The sequence below is a fragment of the Planococcus sp. TJ-301 genome (genome assembly GCF_058268475.1).
Genome location: NZ_JBZDOH010000001.1, coordinates 2,011,738 through 2,028,584, shown reverse-complemented (window position 1 = coordinate 2,028,584; position 16,847 = coordinate 2,011,738). Strand labels below are relative to the sequence as shown.

The window sequence follows — 16,847 nt, the reverse complement described above, 5'->3', positions numbered from 1 at the left end:
ATATTTGTAAGAGAAAAATCCGGAAATTACGGAAATTGAAAAACTTATAGTCCAAGAAGTTGCTTTTTTTTCGCTTTGAATTCTTCTTCGGTAATAACTTCAGAATCTAAAAGTCCTTTAAATTTTAAAATCTCATCGGCAGTAGAGGTGTTTGCAGATGACTGTATAATACTTTCTGGAGCATTAGAAGACTTTAAATTATCTAAAACTTCGTGAATCGCATTGTTTATTGATGAAGCGGAAGCTGAATCTAAGGCAATATTAAACTTCTCTTGGGGAGTATCGATGGTTAAAACGCCAAATATTATTCCTTTTTTGAAAGAGATATCGTTAATTTTTTCATGATTAACCGCTTTAAACTTTTCGCCAGTTAAAGACTTTTGACCAAACAAAATTCGTTTATTAGTAATAGCATAAGCATAGTTACTATCGTGTTTAGTAGTAGATTGATAATTGTGCAATCCAATGAAAGTCATTAATACCTTTTCACCTCGGATTAAATTATCTTGTAAGACTTTGAAGTGTTTAACTCCCCATTTTTCGTTAAAACCAGAACCGAATTTATTCTCTTTACAATACATGTACATATTTTCGGCGCGTGACATGGGGTCATCACCAAGTTTATCTTCTTTCTCTTGAATAATCGCTATGATTTCTTTAACAGTTATTTTATTCACATTAATAGCCGTAGCGCCTCCAGCTTGTTTTAAACAGCTAGGACATAACCAAGCGTCTGATTTTTTTATTTTAAAACGATTTAGCCCAACTTCTTCATTGCACACACCACAAATAGCTTTTCGATCAAAGAAACCCATGATAACATCTCCTCTTATAAAATATAGTTCTTATGTAATATTTAAGGATACCACATTAAAGAATAATTTCCTTTTATTGGTGGAATTCTTTCGTGAATATATAAGCATCCTAATATGCAATGAAGTTTAGTGTTATTTGATTTAGTATTTGAAGTATTATTTGAGGTCTTGTGCCACTCAACTGAACGGGTGCGGTTAGGCGGGGAGTGTTTTTTTCCGCATCCCATCTCCCGCAGTATTCACAAATGTCGTTGTCACAAAATTTCATTGTCGTTATAATAGATGAACATTGCTTAATGCCAAGACGGCTTAAAGGTGAATCTGGGATAGTTTGGAGTGAAGCAACGCATGAATATGGAAGAAGAACTTCAGCTATTTATTCGGAATTTAAGCGGAATGGAGAAATACCGTCTTCCTCAACGGGCCTATCACACGATACGGCTTGCCATTCGGGATTTAATCCTGCCGCCGGGCACAGCCCTCCTGGAACGCGAAATCAGCGAAGCACTGCAGATGAGCCGCACGCCTGTCAGGGAAGCACTGGTGCGATTGGAAATCGAAGGCGTCGTCCGGCTGGTTCCGCGGAGAGGTTTTATCGTGGAGCCGATCGAGCAGAAAGATTTGAAAGAAGTGTATGAAATCATTACGACGCTGGACAGTTTGGCTATCGAAACCGCAACCTCAAACGCTACTGACGCGGAGTTGGACCATTTGGATGCAATCATCGAGGAACAGCAAGCGGCTTTGTTGAAAGAAGATTTGAAAAAATGGTCATTGCTGGATGATTTGTTTCACACGGCGATTATTGACTATGCCCATAATAAGCGCCTGAAAGCCGTCATTGACAGCTTTGCGGATCAATCGTACCGGGCGAGGCTGTTTACAATCGACAAGCGGCCGATTCTGCTGCGCTCGATTACTGAGCATAAAGCGATCGTTTTCTGCATGCGTGCAAAAGATGGCAAAGCTGCAAGCATGCTGATCGAATCCCACCGAAGACGCGCACAGAAGGAAATTCTTGAAGTGCTTGATGAAATCAATAATACTGAAATCGTGAATAAATAACGGCCTGCCCTTTACAGGAGCAGGCCGTTATTTTTGGTTTCTTACGGAATTATGTATACGTTATTTTAAAATCAGCTATTTAAAAGATAATTTTAATCTGTAAAATTGATTTATAGACTTTATTTTCATAAAATTTAAATTATTATTGACATTAACGTATGCATTAAACTAATATACTCTGTAACACATACCAAAGCGCCAGCGATGGCGACTACAGGGGGAATTGAAAATGGGCGAAACGAAAACATTTCGGTTAGCGGTTATTCCAGGCGATGGCATTGGAAAAGAAGTGGTTCGGGAAGGCATGCGCGTACTGGAGCATATGGCTGAAGAATCGGAAGGCAAGTTTTCTTTTGATAGCGATTACTTTCCGTGGGGCTGCGAATACTATCTCGAAAACGGCAAAATGATGGATGAAGACGGCTTGGAACAGATCCGCAATCATGATGCGATTTACTTTGGTGCTGTCGGTTTCCCAGGGGTGCCGGACCACATCAGTTTATGGGGCTTGCGCTTGGCGATCTGCCAAGGATTTGATCAATGGGCGAATATCCGGCCGGTTGAATTTTTGCCGGGAGTGCCGAGAAGGCTGAACCATCCGGATGTAGATAATTTGAATTGGGTGCTGGTGCGCGAGAATTCAGAAGGAGAATATTCCGGAATCGGCGGACGCAATTTCGCCGGCCGCGGAACGGGCAATGAAGTCGCAGTCCAATCGGCGTTGTTCACGGAAAAAGGCTGCGAACGGATTATCCGTTTTGCATTCGATTTGGCGCGGACCCGCGACCGGAAAAAAGTGACGAGCGTAACGAAGAGCAACGCGCAACAATACGGCATGGTGTTATGGGACGAAGTTTTTGCGCGTGTCAGCAAAGACTACCCGGATGTTGAAACAGATCAGCGGCTCGTTGACGCGATGGCTGCAGAATTTGTCTTGCATCCTGAAGAGTTGGAAGTTGTGGTAGCGTCTAATCTGTTTGCTGACATTTTGTCGGATCTCGGAAGCGCGCTTGCCGGAAGCCTTGGCGTCGCTGCCAGCGCCAACCTAAACCCGGAACGGCGGACGCCAAGCATGTTTGAATCGGTCCACGGATCGGCTCCGGATATCGCTGGAAAAGGGATCGCGAATCCGATCGGCACCATCGGAAGCGCAGCACTGATGCTGAATCATCTTGGATTAAAGGACGAAGCGGCCCAGTTGAACAAAGCGATTGCAGAAACAACGGGGCAGGGCATCCTGACCCGCGACCTCGGCGGGACGTACGATACGGCAGCAGTGACAGACGCGATCATTCAGAATTTGGCAAAAGTGAAAGAACAAGCACGCTGAATCCTATAGGGAAGAAATTTTAATAGCGCAGCCGGTTGAAAGTGAACCGGCTGCGCTATTTTTAATTGACGATGAAAGTATTTACATTTTTCTGAATAGAATATATGATGGACTAAACTTTCTGAAAACGTTTTCAGAGATATGACAGAACGCATAAGGAGCTGAAAAAATGGAGGATAAGAAAAAGCTGCCGCTCGAAGGGTTGCGCGTCATTGATGCATCAACTGTGCTGGCCGGCCCGATGCTAGCTACATACCTAGGCGATTTTGGTGCTGAAGTGATCAAGGTTGAACATCCTGCAGGCGACCCGTTGCGCAATGCCGGCAGCCACAAGGACGGTGAATCACTTGAATGGAAGCTCGTGTCGCGAAACAAAAAGCCGATTACGCTGAACTTCAGCACTCCGAGAGGACAGGAGCTGTTCCATAGATTGGCAGGGACGGCAGACGTCGTGATTACCAATTTCAGGCCGCAGACGCTTGAAAAATGGAACATCACTTACGAATCGCTGGCGCAAAAGAACCCAGGCCTCATTTTAGTGAAAGTGTCCGGTTTTGGCGAAGACGGCCCTTATAAAGAACGCCCGGGATTCGGCACGCTCGCTGAGGCGATGTCGGGTTTTGCGCAGGTCAACGGATTTCCGGACCGCGGACCGGTGCTGCCAAGCTTTGCACTTGCCGATTACGCCACGGCGATGATGGGGGCATATGCCACGATGGTGGCCGTCTACGAACGCGACCATTCGGAAGACGGCAAAGGGCAATCGATCGACCTGCCGATATACGAAGCGTTGATGGGCATGCTCGGCAACCAAGTGATGGAATATGACCAATTGGGCGTGATTCCCGGAAGGAAAGGCAATCGCACTGGCTGGACGGCGCCGCGGAATTTGTACGAGACACAGGACGGCAAATGGCTGGCCATCTCAGGCACATCACCGGCGATTGTCGAACGGATCTTCAAAGCGATCGGGCGTGAAGAGCTGCTCGCCGACCCGAAATTCGCCACGAACCAGGCGCGGCTGCAGCATGCCGATGAACTGGAAGCAATTATCGCGGAATGGATGAAAAAATATCCGCAGGAAGAAATCCTGGAGCGCTTTATCCGTTTTGAAGCGACAATTGCACCTGTCTACAACGTTCAGGAAATTATGGAGGATCCGCATTTCATCCACCGCAAAAATATTGTGGAAGTGCCCGATGAGCATTTCGGTAAAGTGAAGATGCTCAACGCGGCGCCGAAGCTTTCCCGGACGCCAGGCGAAATCCGCCATGCGGGATTGGAATTGGGTTCGTCCAACGATGCGGTCTACGAAGAATTGGGATTAACGCCGGCGGAAGTCGAAGAGCTGCGCAATGGCGGGATCATTTGATGAGGGGGATGGAAGATGGTTTATAGAAGTTTGCTGTTTACACCGGGAACGAAGAAAGAGCGTTTATTGAAATCAATCGACAGTGGGGCGGACGCGCTGCTATGGGATTTGGAGGATGCCGTTCATCCGGACGAAAAAGTCGACGCGCGGAACATCATCGCTGAGGCGCTCGACGAAATAGGCGAAAAGCCTGCGACGCCGATTTTCTTGCGGATCAATCAATTCGGCACGGAATGGTATCGCGACGACGCCGCGCTTGCGCAGCACAAATACGTAACGGGCATTATGCTGCCGAAAACGGAAAGTCCAGAACAAGTCGCTGAAACGTGGCAGCGCATGGGCAGCGAAGGCGAGCTGATCGTACTGATTGAAACCGCGGTGGGCGTCATCCGCCTCGAAGACATTTTCAGCAGCCCATATATCAGCGGCGTCGCGTTCGGCGCCATCGATTATGCGGTGGACCTGGATTTGACACTGACCGAACCGGGGTTAGAGGTGCTGTATGCACGCTCACGAATCGTCACTTACGCGAAAGCGGCAGGCATCCCAGGCGTCTACGATACCGTCTTTCCGGATGTCCATAACGACGAAAGCCTGCAGAAACGGGCAACTTCCACACGCGCGCTCGGCTTTAACGGCCAAATGGCGATTCATCCGAAGCAGTTGGAAACGATCCATGAAGTCTACAGCCCTTCGCGTGAACAAATCGAGTGGGCAGTGAAAGTGTTGTGGCATGCCGATAACGAAGCGAAAGGCGCGGGCGTATTCATGCTCGATGGCAAAATGGTTGACCGTCCGGTAATCGAGAAAGCCAAGCAGATTTACTCAGCCGCCGAGCGTTACGGGCTGGTGGTCGGCGGATGACGGACCCACCGGCAAAACGCAAGCTGACGATCGAAGACGTTGCCAGGCAGGCGGGCGTATCGATTTCAACTGTCTCCCGCGTGATGAACAATACCGATTACATTGCTGACGCCACGAGGCTGAAAGTGCAGGAGGCCATCAACGCGCTCGATTACCGGCCGAATGCGCTCGCGCGCGGCTTGAAACAAATGAAGACCGACTCGATCGGGCTGATTTTGTCCGATCTGCAAAATCCGTTTTGGCTGATGGTGCTCGAAGGGATCGAGGATGTTTGCCAGGAAGCGGGCTATAGCCTGCTGATCTTGAATTCACGGGACGATCCGGAGAAAGAAGGCAAGAACATCAAGGAATTTTTGATGCGGCAGCTCGATGGCATTATCATCAATCCGGCGTCCGAGCACAATCCGTTGTTCCCAGCGCTCGTTGCAGAAGAGTTCCCGTTCGTCTTTTTGAACAGAAGGGTAAAGGGCGTGGAGGTCGACACAGTCGTTGCCGACAACATTAAAGGAACGATGCTCGCCGTTTCCCACCTCACCGCGCTCTCTAAAAAACGCATCGCCATTTTCCTGTATCCGGTAAACGGCATCAGCCCAAGGCAGGAGCGGCTCCAAGGCTATAAGCAGGCGTTAGCGGCCCATGGACTTGAAATTGAAGCGGACTTGATCAAGGTTGTCGAAACCAAAGAGGATTGCCTGGCGGCGCTGGAGCAATTGCTTGATGGGAGCGGCAAGCCGGATGCCATTCTGTCAACCAATAACCGGCTGACGCTGGAAATCCTTGACGCCCTCGGCATACTGAACATGGCTGTGCCGCAGGACATCGCGCTGCTCGGCTACGATGAAACCGAATGGTCGAAGCACTTGAATCCTCCGCTCACCACTATCCGGCAGCCGGCCTATGAAATGGGCCGTGAAGCGGCGGATCGGCTCATCCTAGCGATTGTTGCGAAAAGGCAAGGCATCAAGCGGCAGCCTGAAACGGTTCAGCTTGAGCCATCGCTGGTCGTCCGCCAATCGTGCGGCGAAACGCTTTAACGAATGAACACAGGAAAAGGCCCGATCTGTGCCGATCGGGCCTTTTCCTGTGTTCATTCAACCTTTTTTGTATTCCAAAATATCACCGGGCTGGCAATCCAAAGCCTCGCAAATGGCTTCCAAAGTGGAGAAGCGAATCGCTTTCGCTTTGCCGTTTTTTAGAATGGACAGGTTGGCCATTGTGATTCCGACCCGCTCCGACAGCTCGGTCACACTCATTTTTCTCTTGGCCAGCATCACGTCAATGTTTATTATTATCGCCATATCATTCACCTCAGACCGTCAAATCATTTTCAGATTTTATATCGATGGCATTTTGCAGCAGCTTCTGGAGCACCGCTGCGAAAACCGCGATGACCAATGCACCGAATGTGATGACGAGGCCAAGTCCGCCAAGGCCCGGAGCGTCATCGACTTGCGCCACATAAAGAATAATCGGCAGGCACAATAGATACAAGACAGTAATGGCCAGTGCGCAGCGCTTGATGTTCTTTAGGGCTTTGATCGAAAGCTCTGAGAAAGCAATGTTGCGATCAATATAGCCGAGCAGCTTCAAAGTCTGGTATAACGCCACAAAATAGGCTGCGGCCGTTGCGTAAAGCGCCGCCATAAAGAAGTATTGAACAAAAGGCACGCGGACGATCAATTCGCCGGCGAACTCCGACATCGGAGGCACGACGAAAATGCACACCGCCAGTACTGGCAGCGCCATTAAGACGATTACTGCCTTCAAAAAAAGTGTTTCCCGTTTCATTTAAAGCACCTCATTTCCAATAATTTTAAGAAGGGTGGATGGTGATTTAACAGGTGGTTCCACATCATCTGCACGAATGGCCAGATCCTTCCCTTTCAGGTTATTGATTTGATTATATCTTACAATATATCGTTTATCAATAAATAAATGTTGTTTATAGACAAAAATATCGCTTTTTCAAATAAAAAGCATCTCCCATCAATCGGGAAATGCTTCACAAATGCCTAAGAATTCATATCAATATAATCTTGTTCTTCCTGTGGCGTCATGAGCCGGGTGGCCTTGCCGATTGTTCCGCTATGCCAGCCCCAGATGGTGTTGTGGACTTCAACCGCATTGGAGAAATTGCCTTCCTGCCATGCGTCCAGTGTTTCCAGATAGAATTTTTCATCGGGATAGCTGTTTTTCTCCACGATTTCAATCAGCCTGGCAATGCTTTCGCTCGTTAAAGGCCGGGAGCCGAATTTAATGTCGGCGTAAACTTTGTGATGCGTCATTTCATGAAGGTATAATTGCACATCGTAATTGCTCATGCCGTCAGACAGATTGATGTGGCTGCTCGAACTGCCGGTGAATTCCTCCTGCGGAGCTTGGACATTTGCCGGCTGCGCGGCTGGCTTCTCGCTCACGATGATCGTTGCGGGCGTTTGCTCTTTACTAGTAGAGCCGTTCTGGATTAGCAGAAATCCGCCAACACCGAGCAATGCCAAGACGCCGAGACTAATAAATGCCGCGAATGCTATTTGTTTCATTAAATCGCTCCTTCACATGAAATTCCATTTTCTCAATTATCACCTGTAAATTACTGGATGGCAACAATCTTCCATTAAAAGGGTGAGGTTTGCGCAAATGGAAATTGACAGTCAATTCAAGTATGATGAATGAAAAGGAAGAGCTTCCGTTCTGATCCTTGGCTTCCTTTATAGACACCATTCAAAGTGATAAGGAGTGGCTTATAATGATACATGTCAGAGAAACGACCAATAAAACCGGCGGCGCATCGGACCGTCTTGAAGCGTTCATCCAAAACGATCAATTCAATTTCATCAAAGACCAGGCCGCGATCCTTGTCACAGGACAGGCAACAGGCAACGACGCCGAAGTGCTCAGCGTGCTGCGGCATCTGGCGCACGAGAAAGTTTTCAGAACGTTCCCTGCGCTGACCGAAGAACAGAAAAAAGTGTTGAATCCGCTGTCCGCAGTAAAAGAAGCGGCGGACGCCGAAGTGTTCCTCAAAGGGCTCGAGCAGTACATCATTCCGTTCCCTGCAGTCACCAGCGAAGCGCTTGCCAAGCTGTTCCCGAAAGCGAAAAAGTTCAAAGGGCCAAAGCCCGATACCGTCGACTTCAGCAAGATGTCATATTTAGCGTGGACCGAAAGTTCGAATTTGATGTACCTCGCGACCCAGAAAGACGGTAGGCTTGAAGGCGTCTCCGGGACGCTGTCGAGCAGCCAGAAAAAAGGCGTCTGCGCCGTCTGCAACCGCCACAGCGAAGTCGGCTTGTTCACCGCCCGCACGAAAAGTTCCGGACAGGACCAATTCGTCAAACGGGGAAATTACATTTGCACGGACAACGCAGTATGCAACCGCAACATCAATACGCTTGAGCGCCTCACGAATTTCGTGGCGCGCCTGCAAAAGTAAAGACAAAAAAGGCTTTCCAAAAACGGAAAGCCTTTTTTGTGCGTTTTAGGACATGGATTTGCGTTCCCATTTCTGGAAAATCCACAGCGCTGCCTGCAAAATCAGTGCGTCTTTGAAATTCTTTGGGTCGTAGCCGGTGTCGTCAACAATTTTTTTCAGGCGGTAAATGAGCGTATTGCGGTGCAGAAACAAATCATCCGCCGTCTTTTGGATGTTGAGGTTATTGGCGAAGAACGATTCCAGCGTTTCGGCTTTGGTCTTGTCCAAGTTTTTCAGGACGCGGTGAGCAAAACGTTCAGCGACGGTTTCATCCACTTGGTAGAACAGCGATTTCAGTTCGATGTAAGCGAACGACGTCAGTTCTTTGCCCGAGCCGCTGATTTCCAGCGTAATCTCGCAGTCTTCGTATGACTGGCTGAATTTGCGCAGATGGTTATAGGGCAGGCTGTACGACATCCGGAACTGGATATCGAGTTTTTTCAGCAGCGCGTGCAGCGTTTGGACTTGGCCGTCGACATCTTCTTCCTCGAAACCGCTGAGAATGATCACGAGGCGATTGACGTTGATAAAGCTGGCGATGCCTTTGCCGATGGCTTTTTCCACTTGCTGGATGAGGATGCGATTGGCTGTCGCGCGTTCTGTAAACTGGACGATGATGGAAGTGAACGGCGGGTCGAGGCGCAGCCCCAATAACGCCAGGTTTTCTTCGACAGTTGCAATCGACGGATCTTTCTTCAGCAATTGGTCGATGATCATTTCTTTTGTGCGCTGCTGCCATTCCATTTGGGAGTCGAGGAAAGCTTGGCGGATCATCAATTCGGTCGTCATCTTCACCAGTTCGCCGATGTCTTCGAGTTCCTCAGGGGCTCCCGTAATTCCGATGACGCCGATCAGTTCTCCCATAAAGACGATGGGCAAGTTAACGCCGGGCTGCGCGCCTTCCCATTCCTGGCCTTCGGCAATCGCCAGCGACTGTCCCGTAGCAAGCACTTGGCGAGCGCCTTCATGGACCGCGCCGATGCGGGATTTGTCCAGCGCAGCGATGATGCGGCCTTCCGTATTCATGATATTAACGTTGCGGTGCAAGCGCACGGAAGTCTCTCTGACAATGTCGTTTGCCATTTTTTGGTTGAGCATTTGCATAATTTATCCACCTCTTTGGTTGATCTGTACAATTTATTCGAATGAAAACGTTTTATTTTTATAGCTTATAGCCATAGACGAATGGAGTCAATATTCATATAATTTAGACTAAGTTAGTGAAAGCGCTTTCGGAAGGGGGATTTGATGAGGATCATAATTGCTCCAGACTCATTCAAAGGAAGTTTGACAGCGGTCGAAGCGGCACAGGCAATCGATAAAGGCATCAAAAAAGCCTTTGCGGGAGCCGTAACCGTGCTGCTGCCGATAGGAGACGGCGGTGAAGGGACCATGGAAACACTAGTCGCGGCAACCGGCGGCCGGATACAGAAAGTCACGGTAACCGGACCGCTGCAAGATCAAGTCGAGGCGGCTTATGGCATATTGGGCGATGGCAAGACCTGCGTTGTCGAAATGGCGTCGGCGTCGGGCCTGCACCTCGTGCCGGAAGGGCAATTGGCGCCATTGACAGCGACAACTTACGGCACTGGCGAATTGATTCGCAGCGCACTTGATGACGGCTTCAGGTCGTTCATCATCGGACTCGGAGGATCGGCGACCAATGACGGCGGTGCCGGGATGCTGCAGGCGCTTGGCATGCGTCTGCTTGACGGCGAAGGCCATAATATTGGCTTCGGAGGCGGTTCGTTGAATGAGGTAGCGGCTATTGATGTTGCGACTTTTGATAAACGCATCTCTCAAAGCCAATTCATCATCGCTTCAGATGTTCAGAATCCGCTGATCGGACCCGAAGGCGCTTCACATGTTTTTGGGCCACAAAAAGGCGCATCTCCAGAAGAAGTGGAAATGCTCGACTGCCACATGGCCCATTGGGCGGACCAAATTTATAAAACGACCGGCACGTCGCTTCACGGACAGGCGGGAGCAGGCGCGGCGGGCGGTATCGGCGGCGCGTTCCAGGCCTTCTTCCCGAGCAAGATGAAGCGCGGGGTTGACGTCGTATTGGATTACATCGGCTTGAACGAACAATTGAAAAATACGGACCTCGTCATTACGGGCGAAGGGCAAGTGGACAGCCAGACGACCTTCGGCAAAACGCCGATGGGGGTTGCGGAACGTGCAAAAGACCAAGGGGTGCCAACGATTATCCTCGCTGGTTCGGTCGGAAAAGGCGCAGAAGCGCTGCACGATTTCGGTGTCGTTAGCATCCACAGCATTGTCAATGGCCCGATGTCGCTGAAACAGGCGATCGAAGGGGCCGCAGAATTGATTGAAACCGCCACAGAGCAAGTCGTGCGGGCTTATTTTCACCAAAGTGTTACACAAAAAGGGAGGCTATTAGTATGAGAATAAAAGATACGATGGAGAAAGTACCAGGCGGCTTGATGATTGTGCCGTTATTGCTTGGCGCTACACTGAACACGATTGACCAGCTTCATTTGCCTTTTGTTCAAAATATCTTGAAGTGGCTTGGTGCCGCACCAACGGATGAAGGCTTTTACGAGTTTCTGCGCATCGGCGGATTCTCCCAGGAATTATTCAAAGACGGCGCGCTGGTGCTGATCGCTTTGTTCCTTTTCTCTATCGGCAGCCAGATGAACATGAAAGTCGGTGCCAAAGCACTGAAAAAAGGAGCAATTTTAACGGGATCTAAATACCTTGGCGGCGTTGTCGTCGGGGTGGCATTCGGATTCTTCTTTGATCCATGGCACGGCCTTCTCGGCCTCTCGACACTTGCCATCATTGCCGGTATGACAAATAGCAACGGCGGACTCTATGCGGCATTGACTGGCCAATACGGCAACCGTTCGGACGTCGGTGGTTTGTCAATCCTGTCGCTTAATGATGGCCCGTTCTTCACCTTGGTGGCACTTGGCCTGATGGGGACTGCGTTCCCGGTCATCTCCTTTATCGCGGTCCTTTTGCCGCTTGCAATCGGCATGATTTTAGGGAATCTGGATCCGAAAATCCGCGAGTTCCTGAAACCGGGTGAAATCCTGCCGATTCCGTTCTTCGCATTCGCTCTGGGAGCGGGCATGAACCTAGCCAACTTCTTTAATCCAGAAGTACTTGCCGGCGGACTCGCACTTGCGTTCTTAACGTTTTTCGTCACCGCAGCACTTGGCATCCTGGCATTCAAGATTTTCAAAGAGAAAAGCTTTATCGCACCAATCGCGGAATCGTCGACGGCAGGAAACGCTGCGGCCACTCCTGCGGCAATATTGGCAGCTGCTGCAGTAGCTGTAAGTTCAGGGGCTATGTCAGTGGCGGAATACGCTCAGCTTGAAAGCATCGTACCGATTGCGACTGCTCAAATCTCTATTTCAACAATCACCACTGCATTGCTGTGCCCGCTCGGGGTTATCCTGATGGACAGATACCAGCGCAAACGGGGCATCGACGGTACGCTTGACGAAGTTGATACTGACCGCAAGAAAACCAAAACTAAAGAAGCCACAGAACTTTAAGCATAGAATTATCCCCCTATTTTCCGATAGGGGGATAACGTGTTATCTGCACCTGCAACAAATCTGACGAAAAGTGAGGGTTTCCCATGAAAACAGAGCTGCTTTACGGACAAGACGGGCTGGTCCTGGATCTGCCCGACCATGCATTCATCATCGAACCGAAAAACCTGCCAGAGCTGGAAGACCATAAAGAAGCGATTCGCCAGGCATTGCGCAATCCCATCAATTCCGCGCCGCTGCGCGATTCGGTGAAGGCGACCGATACCGTGTCAATTGTTATTTCAGACATCACGCGCCCGACGCCGAACCACATCCTGGTGCCGGCATTGATCGAGGAATTAAATCACGTACCGCTTGAGAATTTCGTCGTCATCAACGGCACGGGCACGCACCGCGACCAGACGCGCGAAGAATTCGTCGGTATGCTCGGCGAATGGGTGGTCGACAATATCCGCATCGTCAACAATCATTGCCACGACAAAGAAACGCTTGTCAACGTCGGCCACAGCCGCTTCGGCTGCGATGTTTACCTCAACAAGGATTATGTCGAATCAGATTTCAAAATTGTCACCGGTTTTATCGAACCCCATTTCTTCGCCGGCTTTTCCGGCGGGCCGAAAGGCATGATGCCGGGCATCGCCGGGATCGAAACCATCATGACGTTCCATAACGCTCGAATGATCGGCGACCCACTCGCGACTTGGGGCAATATGGTCGACAACCCGGTACAGGACATGACACGCGAGATCAACGGCATGTGCAAGCCGGATTTCATGCTCAACGTGACACTCAACCGGGACAAGGACATCACGGCAATCTTTGCCGGCGAGCTTTATGAAGCGCACGACCAGGGCTGTGCATTTGCTAAAGAGCATGCCATGCTCCGCTGCGATGAGCGCTTTGACGTGGTCATTACTTCGAATTCAGGCTACCCGCTCGACCAGAATCTCTACCAGGCGGTCAAAGGGATGAGCGCGGCGCATAAAATCGTTAAAGAAGGCGGTTCGATCATCATCGCGTCCGAATGTTCGGATGGGCTGCCGGACCATGGCAATTATAAAGGAATCTTCGGCATGGCAAAATCGCCGCAAGAGCTGCTCGATATGATTAACAATCCGGAATTCAAAGTGTTTGACCAGTGGCAGGTGCAAAAGCAGGCCGTCATCCAGGTGTGGGCGGACGTCTTCGTCTACTCGAAACTGACCGACGAACAAGTGGAAAGCGCCATGCTGAAGCCGACTCATAATATTGAAGCGACAATCGAAGAATTGAAACAGAAATACGGTGAAAGCATGACGATTGCAGTGCTTCCGCTCGGCCCATTGACGATTCCGTATGTAGAAGAACAAGCATTGATACAAAAATAAAACCACAAAGGAGCAATTCCCTATGAGCTTAACTACTGAAAAAAACAACAAACTCGGTGACATCTTATCCAGCATGAACCGCGTTATCGTAGCATTCTCAGGCGGCGTCGACAGCACATTGGTGCTAAAGCGCGCGCAGCAGGTACTTGGAGGGGACAACGTCCTCGCCGTTGTCGTCGGTTCTGAACTGTTCCGCAAAGAAGAATTCGCAGGAGCTGTCAAATTGGCAGAAGACATGGGCGCGAAAGTGCTGAAAACCGAAATCAAGGAACTTGAAGACGAAGGCGTTGCGGCAAACACGCCAGAAAGCTGGTATTTCAGCAAGAAATTATTGTACGGCCACTTGAATGATTTAGCGCAAGAACTTGGCTACGGCCATGTCCTCGATGGCATGATCATGGACGACCTGGACGACTTCCGCCCAGGCCTGCGCGCCCGCACAGAAGCCGGCGCACGCAGCGTGCTGCAGGAAGCGGACCTTTACAAGCGCGAAGTGCGTGAATTGTCGAAAGAGCTCGGACTCCCGGTTTGGGACAAGCCGGCATCGTGCAGCCTGTCTTCCCGCATTCCGTACGGCGAACGCCTCGACAAAGAGAAAATCCGCCAAGTCGACGAAGCGGAGAAATTCATTGCGAAACTCGGCATTAATATGGTGCGCGTTCGCCATCACGGCAACACGGCGCGCATCGAAGTTGCGCCTGCTGATATAGCGAAATTAGCCGGATTCCGCGACCAAATCCTGTTGAAACTGACAACGCTCGGCTTCCAGTACATCTCCATCGACCTTCGCGGCTACCGCACCGGCAGCATGAATGAAGTGTTGACCGAAGAAGAAATGGCCGATAAAGTAAATTGATAAACACATAACAGGCGGACCCGGTCTTTTCAGACGGGTTCGTTTCTTTGCAAGACAACAGTATTCTGGATTAAAAGCGGAGCGCTTTTATTGCCAAGACTAAGACAGCAGGTGAGCATATGGAGAACTTTGAAGACTTGGGATTCAGCAAAGTGGATTACGACCGGGAGCAGCGGCAAGGCTTTCCGGAAGTCATTTACGGCGAAGGGAAAGCGGTTGAACACATTGAACCGATTATGGGCAAGCTGATCGAACGCCACGGTAAAGTCATGGTGACGCGGGTCGCCAAAGAAAAAGCGGAGATCCTGTTGGAGCGCTTTCCGGAAGCGGTGTATGACAGCACATCGCGCATCCTGCTTTACGGCAAGCCCGTCCTGAACTTCGGCGGCGAAGTGATGGTGCTGGCAGCCGGCACGTCCGATTTGTTCGTAGCGGAAGAAGCGGCAATCACCGCCGAGTGGATGGGATGCAAAGTGAGGCGCTTGTATGACGTCGGCGTCGCAGGCATCGACCGCCTGCTCGCTTACCGCGACGACATCACCAAAGCGAGCGTCCTCATCGTCGTCGCTGGCATGGAGGGCGCATTGCCAAGCGTTGTCGGCGGGCTCGTGCAGCGGCCGGTCATCGCTGTCCCGACATCGGTCGGGTATGGCGCACATCTCGAAGGCATCACGCCGTTGCTCGCCATGATGAGCTCCTGCGCATCCGGCCTAAGCGTCGTCAATATTGATAACGGCTTCGGTGCAGCTTACCAAGCCGCCATGATCATGAAACTAGCGTCTGAGGGGGTCCACCATGAAACTTCTATATCTTGATTGCCAGTCCGGCATTTCCGGCGATATGACGCTGTCTGCGCTGATCGATCTGGGCGCCGACATCGATTACATCAGCGAACACCTGAAAAAAATGCCGATCGATCCATTCACACTGAATGTCAAACAAGTCGACAAGCGCGGCATTTCGGCAAAACTCTTGGATCTGCAGTTTCAGGACGCAGGAGAAGCGGCGCACAGCCATTCCCATGACAATCCGCATGAACATAGCCATTCACACAGTGAAGCGCATAGCCACTCGCATACGCACGACGATGGGCATACGCATTCCCACGGCGAAACCCATAGCGACTCACATTCACACAGCCATTCCCATGATCACGAACATAGCCATGAACATGCCCATGACGACGGCCACCATTCGCATTCCCATCGCAAAGCGTCGACGATTCTCGGTATGATTGCGGACAGTGATTTGCCGGCGCGTGTCAAACAGCGCAGTCTGGCGGTATTCGAAGTCATCGCACAAGCCGAAGGCAAAATCCACGGTATGGACCCGGCAGAGGTGCATTTCCACGAAGTCGGCGCAATGGATTCCATCATCGACATCATCGGCGTGTGTCTGGCGCTCGAAAGCCTCAGCGTCGACCGCATCGTGTCGTCGCCTGTGCCAACCGGCCACGGCAAAATTATGATTGCCCACGGCCTGTATCCGATTCCAGCACCGGCCACGGCAGAAATCCTGAAAGGTGTCCCGCTCGCGGATTTCCACGTGCGCGGCGAACTGACCACACCGACTGGAGCGGCGTTCCTGAAAGCCCTCGCGGACGACTATGGCCATTTGCCGGCACTCGCCATCGAGAACATCGGCTACGGCGCGGGCAAGAAGAATTTCGAACACCCGAACGTCATCCGGGCGTTGCTGTTCAATGAAGAAACAGCCGCTGCGCGTGAAACCATCACTGTGCTCGAATGCCAGCTCGACGACTCGACGGGCGAAACGCTCGGCTATGTCATGGAGAAACTGCTCACTGAAGGCGCACTTGACGTCTATTACACGCCGGTTACCATGAAGAAAAGCCGCCCGGGCACGCTCATCACCGTTCTCGCGAAGCCACAGAACGCTTTTTTGCTGGAAGACATCCTGCTGCGCGAAACGAGCACATTCGGTGTCCGCAAAGCCCAGTGGACTAGGCACATCCTCGACCGTGAATTCAAAACCGTCGATACCCCTTACGGCAGCATCACCGTCAAAGTGGGAAGCTTAGATGGCGAAATCATCAAAGTGGCGCCGGAGTTCGAAGAAGTGAAAACCGCGGCTGCCGCCCACAACGTGCCTTTGCGCGACGTCTTCCAGGAAGTCCAGCAAGCAGCAGGCATACTAGCAAAAGTCTAAAGAAGAT

General features: G+C 50.6%; 17 protein-coding genes. 12 read left to right on the top strand and 5 right to left on the bottom strand.

The features are described 5' to 3' along the window. Nucleotides 1-44: 44 nt before the first annotated feature. Nucleotides 45-815 (bottom strand): PH domain-containing protein, encoded by a 771-nt coding sequence (locus tag AC4EHJ_RS09860; RefSeq protein ID WP_490975387.1) that lies wholly within the window; start codon nucleotides 813-815, stop codon nucleotides 45-47. A 336-nt stretch (nucleotides 816-1,151) separates the two neighbouring features. Between AC4EHJ_RS09860 and AC4EHJ_RS09855 the strand changes: the two genes are divergently transcribed. From AC4EHJ_RS09855 to AC4EHJ_RS09835, 5 genes are all read left to right on the top strand, one after another. Beyond that, on the top strand, nucleotides 1,152-1,880 hold the full coding sequence (locus tag AC4EHJ_RS09855; RefSeq protein WP_490975386.1) for a GntR family transcriptional regulator: 729 nt from the start codon (nucleotides 1,152-1,154) through the stop codon (nucleotides 1,878-1,880). Nucleotides 1,881-2,109: 229 nt separating this feature from the next. Then, on the top strand, nucleotides 2,110-3,210 hold the full coding sequence (locus tag AC4EHJ_RS09850; protein ID WP_490975385.1) for a tartrate dehydrogenase: 1,101 nt from the start codon (nucleotides 2,110-2,112) through the stop codon (nucleotides 3,208-3,210). A gap of 169 nt (nucleotides 3,211-3,379) precedes the next feature. Then, nucleotides 3,380-4,582, top strand: a complete 1,203-nt coding sequence (locus AC4EHJ_RS09845) for a CaiB/BaiF CoA transferase family protein (RefSeq protein ID WP_490975384.1) — start codon at nucleotides 3,380-3,382, stop codon at nucleotides 4,580-4,582. Between the two features lie 15 nt (nucleotides 4,583-4,597). Next, a complete protein-coding gene (locus AC4EHJ_RS09840) occupies nucleotides 4,598-5,446 on the top strand; it encodes an HpcH/HpaI aldolase/citrate lyase family protein (RefSeq protein WP_490975383.1) in 849 nt (282 codons plus the stop codon). After that, nucleotides 5,443-6,480, top strand: coding sequence for a LacI family DNA-binding transcriptional regulator (locus tag AC4EHJ_RS09835; RefSeq protein ID WP_490975382.1), 1,038 nt, complete (start codon nucleotides 5,443-5,445; stop codon nucleotides 6,478-6,480). The genes AC4EHJ_RS09840 and AC4EHJ_RS09835 overlap by 4 nt, the downstream gene beginning before the upstream one ends. A gap of 57 nt (nucleotides 6,481-6,537) precedes the next feature. Here AC4EHJ_RS09835 and AC4EHJ_RS09830 read toward each other — a convergent pair whose 3' ends face one another. The 3 genes from AC4EHJ_RS09830 to AC4EHJ_RS09820 form a co-directional block, all read right to left on the bottom strand. Then, entirely contained in the window at nucleotides 6,538-6,753 is a 216-nt protein-coding gene (locus tag AC4EHJ_RS09830) for a helix-turn-helix domain-containing protein (RefSeq protein ID WP_490975381.1), read from the bottom strand. 1 nt (nucleotide 6,754) lies between these two features. After that, entirely contained in the window at nucleotides 6,755-7,234 is a 480-nt protein-coding gene (locus AC4EHJ_RS09825; protein ID WP_490975380.1) for a DUF2975 domain-containing protein, read from the bottom strand. 224 nt (nucleotides 7,235-7,458) lie between these two features. Further along, nucleotides 7,459-7,986, bottom strand: a complete 528-nt coding sequence (locus AC4EHJ_RS09820) for a DUF6241 domain-containing protein (protein WP_490975379.1) — start codon at nucleotides 7,984-7,986, stop codon at nucleotides 7,459-7,461. 206 nt (nucleotides 7,987-8,192) lie between these two features. On the opposite strand from AC4EHJ_RS09820, the gene AC4EHJ_RS09815 reads away from it, so the two are divergent. Next, nucleotides 8,193-8,879 (top strand): FusB/FusC family EF-G-binding protein, encoded by a 687-nt coding sequence (locus AC4EHJ_RS09815; RefSeq protein WP_490975378.1) that lies wholly within the window; start codon nucleotides 8,193-8,195, stop codon nucleotides 8,877-8,879. A 45-nt stretch (nucleotides 8,880-8,924) separates the two neighbouring features. Here AC4EHJ_RS09815 and AC4EHJ_RS09810 read toward each other — a convergent pair whose 3' ends face one another. Continuing rightward, entirely contained in the window at nucleotides 8,925-10,022 is a 1,098-nt protein-coding gene (locus AC4EHJ_RS09810) for a CdaR family transcriptional regulator (RefSeq protein ID WP_490975377.1), read from the bottom strand. Nucleotides 10,023-10,166: 144 nt separating this feature from the next. Here AC4EHJ_RS09810 and AC4EHJ_RS09805 point away from each other — a divergent pair, with 144 nt between their 5' ends. From AC4EHJ_RS09805 to larC, 6 genes are all read left to right on the top strand, one after another. Continuing rightward, the gene (locus AC4EHJ_RS09805) at nucleotides 10,167-11,327 is read left to right on the top strand and encodes a glycerate kinase (protein WP_490975376.1); all 1,161 of its coding nucleotides are present in this window, start codon (nucleotides 10,167-10,169) and stop codon (nucleotides 11,325-11,327) included. Continuing rightward, nucleotides 11,324-12,448 (top strand): 2-keto-3-deoxygluconate permease, encoded by a 1,125-nt coding sequence (locus AC4EHJ_RS09800; protein ID WP_490975375.1) that lies wholly within the window; start codon nucleotides 11,324-11,326, stop codon nucleotides 12,446-12,448. The genes AC4EHJ_RS09805 and AC4EHJ_RS09800 overlap by 4 nt, the downstream gene beginning before the upstream one ends. A gap of 86 nt (nucleotides 12,449-12,534) precedes the next feature. Next, nucleotides 12,535-13,815, top strand: coding sequence for a nickel-dependent lactate racemase (gene larA / locus AC4EHJ_RS09795; protein ID WP_490975374.1), 1,281 nt, complete (start codon nucleotides 12,535-12,537; stop codon nucleotides 13,813-13,815). A gap of 22 nt (nucleotides 13,816-13,837) precedes the next feature. Next, a complete protein-coding gene (larE, locus tag AC4EHJ_RS09790) occupies nucleotides 13,838-14,671 on the top strand; it encodes an ATP-dependent sacrificial sulfur transferase LarE (RefSeq protein ID WP_490975373.1) in 834 nt (277 codons plus the stop codon). 119 nt (nucleotides 14,672-14,790) lie between these two features. Continuing rightward, nucleotides 14,791-15,486, top strand: a complete 696-nt coding sequence (gene larB / locus AC4EHJ_RS09785) for a nickel pincer cofactor biosynthesis protein LarB (RefSeq protein ID WP_490975372.1) — start codon at nucleotides 14,791-14,793, stop codon at nucleotides 15,484-15,486. Next, nucleotides 15,467-16,840 (top strand): nickel pincer cofactor biosynthesis protein LarC, encoded by a 1,374-nt coding sequence (larC, locus tag AC4EHJ_RS09780; protein ID WP_490975371.1) that lies wholly within the window; start codon nucleotides 15,467-15,469, stop codon nucleotides 16,838-16,840. Before larB ends, larC begins: the two co-directional genes overlap by 20 nt. The last annotated feature ends 7 nt before the right edge of the window (nucleotides 16,841-16,847 follow it).

Bases quoted from the DNA above. Each gene is read 5' to 3' on its own strand.
- AC4EHJ_RS09860 (WP_490975387.1), bottom strand. From the start codon at position 815: ATGGGTTTCTTTGATCGAAAAGCTATTTGTGGTGTGTGCAATGAAGAA.
- AC4EHJ_RS09850 (WP_490975385.1), top strand. From the start codon at position 2,110: ATGGGCGAAACGAAAACATTTCGGTTAGCGGTTATTCCAGGCGATGGC.
- AC4EHJ_RS09845 (WP_490975384.1), top strand. From the start codon at position 3,380: ATGGAGGATAAGAAAAAGCTGCCGCTCGAAGGGTTGCGCGTCATTGAT.
- AC4EHJ_RS09840 (WP_490975383.1), top strand. From the start codon at position 4,598: ATGGTTTATAGAAGTTTGCTGTTTACACCGGGAACGAAGAAAGAGCGT.
- AC4EHJ_RS09835 (WP_490975382.1), top strand. From the start codon at position 5,443: ATGACGGACCCACCGGCAAAACGCAAGCTGACGATCGAAGACGTTGCC.
- AC4EHJ_RS09825 (WP_490975380.1), bottom strand. From the start codon at position 7,234: ATGAAACGGGAAACACTTTTTTTGAAGGCAGTAATCGTCTTAATGGCG.
- AC4EHJ_RS09820 (WP_490975379.1), bottom strand. From the start codon at position 7,986: ATGAAACAAATAGCATTCGCGGCATTTATTAGTCTCGGCGTCTTGGCA.
- AC4EHJ_RS09815 (WP_490975378.1), top strand. From the start codon at position 8,193: ATGATACATGTCAGAGAAACGACCAATAAAACCGGCGGCGCATCGGAC.
- AC4EHJ_RS09810 (WP_490975377.1), bottom strand. From the start codon at position 10,022: ATGCAAATGCTCAACCAAAAAATGGCAAACGACATTGTCAGAGAGACT.
- AC4EHJ_RS09805 (WP_490975376.1), top strand. From the start codon at position 10,167: ATGAGGATCATAATTGCTCCAGACTCATTCAAAGGAAGTTTGACAGCG.
- AC4EHJ_RS09800 (WP_490975375.1), top strand. From the start codon at position 11,324: ATGAGAATAAAAGATACGATGGAGAAAGTACCAGGCGGCTTGATGATT.
- larA (WP_490975374.1), top strand. From the start codon at position 12,535: ATGAAAACAGAGCTGCTTTACGGACAAGACGGGCTGGTCCTGGATCTG.
- larE (WP_490975373.1), top strand. From the start codon at position 13,838: ATGAGCTTAACTACTGAAAAAAACAACAAACTCGGTGACATCTTATCC.
- larB (WP_490975372.1), top strand. From the start codon at position 14,791: ATGGAGAACTTTGAAGACTTGGGATTCAGCAAAGTGGATTACGACCGG.
- larC (WP_490975371.1), top strand. From the start codon at position 15,467: ATGAAACTTCTATATCTTGATTGCCAGTCCGGCATTTCCGGCGATATG.